The following is a 1,443-nucleotide window of genomic DNA, read 5'->3' as shown; positions in this document are numbered from 1 at the left end:
TAAGACGATTCTTTGTAAAATACACAAAAAGACCGTCACAGTATTGTGACGGAAAAACAGGAAAATTTCAATAACTAATACTATTATTATTTATTTTTAGCTTTTAAGACACCCAGCGCTATTTTGGTTGCTTCTGCAATAAGCTTATCATCGTATTTAGCATCCTCTTTATCATGATTAGAAAGTATCGCAAGAACAATTGGCTTTTTATTTGGTGGCCAAATAATTGCGATATCATTTCTGGTTCCATAAGATCCCGAGCCCGTCTTATCAGCTACTTCCCATCCTCCTGGAACTCCAGCACGAATTAAGTTGTCTCCGGTAGTATTCCTTTTCATCCAATCTATTAATAAATCCCGTTTCTCAGTTGAAAGTACATCTCCTAACGCAAAAGCCTGAAGACTAGTAGCTAATGCCTTTGGGGTACTAGTATCATGTACGTCTCCTGGATGTACTTCGTTTAACTCTGGTTCAAAACGTTCAGGATTTGTAACGGTATCTCCTATTTCTCTCAGTGATTTTTTGAATTCACTAGGTCCACCTAATTGTTTAAGAATAAGATTTTGTGCAGTATTATCACTATATCGAAGGGAAGCATCTGCAAGCTCTTTCAGAGTCATGCCCCTATCAACATACTTTTCTGTAATTGGGTTGTAATTAACAAGATCTTCACGAGTATACAAAACTCTTTGATTTAGATCTTCTATTGATTTCTTTTGTAAAAGTACTCCCACAGCTAAAGCTTTGTGAGTAGATGCGTATGCAAACCGTTTATCTGATTGATACGTAACGGTTTGATTCGTATCAGTGTCCAATGCATAAATACCAAGTTTAGCATCAAATTCTTTTTCAAGTTTAGCAAAAGAATCATTACCATTAGTTTCTTGTTTGATTTGATTTGTTTGTTTCGTTTGTTTAAGTGATTCAGATTGAGTATTACCATCGGAACAGCCTATAAGCGTTGCACATGAAAGAAATACTACAGGTACCATCTTTTTGTAATGTAAAATGTTAAAAAACTTGTTTAAGACTATCATACATTTTCAACCTCTTTCAAGAATATATAGTTTTTTTAGGTGTTATACATACCGACACAATGAAAAAGTCTATCGGATATCACTCTTCTTGCATCTCACTTTCCATAAAGTGAAACTTTAATCAGCCCTCACCAATCGGGCTTTTACGGGCAGCAGGGCCCCCATCTAACTTCTTTACTTTCGCTGAATTTTGAGGTGGGGATCTTACTTCCTGGCAAATAGCGGGATAAAATGAGCGAATTATCATGAACACCTGTTTTATACGTATACTTAATAGACAACCTAAATAACAAGTTTGTTCCATTTTTATCAGTAGTCGTATCTAGAAACCTAAAAAAATCCATTTAGAAAATCTAAATGGACTTTTTCACTCATATAATCCTATCTATAGTTAAACGAATAAGAT

The 1,443-nt window shown here is 34.9% G+C and carries 1 protein-coding gene; it reads right to left on the bottom strand.

Going from position 1 to position 1,443, the window contains the following annotated elements; all coding sequences use genetic code 11:
* Positions 1–86 precede the first annotated feature (86 nt).
* Entirely contained in the window at positions 87–1,037 is a 951-nt protein-coding gene (gene bla / locus ACQGS6_RS28430; protein ID WP_025708667.1) for a class A beta-lactamase, read from the bottom strand.
* Between the last annotated feature and the right edge of the window lie 406 nt (positions 1,038–1,443).

Source organism: Bacillus sp. GMs2/2 (assembly GCF_050172095.1).
Classification (GTDB): Bacteria; Bacillota; Bacilli; order Bacillales; family Bacillaceae_G; genus Bacillus_A; species Bacillus_A cereus.
This window is presented reverse-complemented; position numbering and strand designations above follow the sequence as displayed.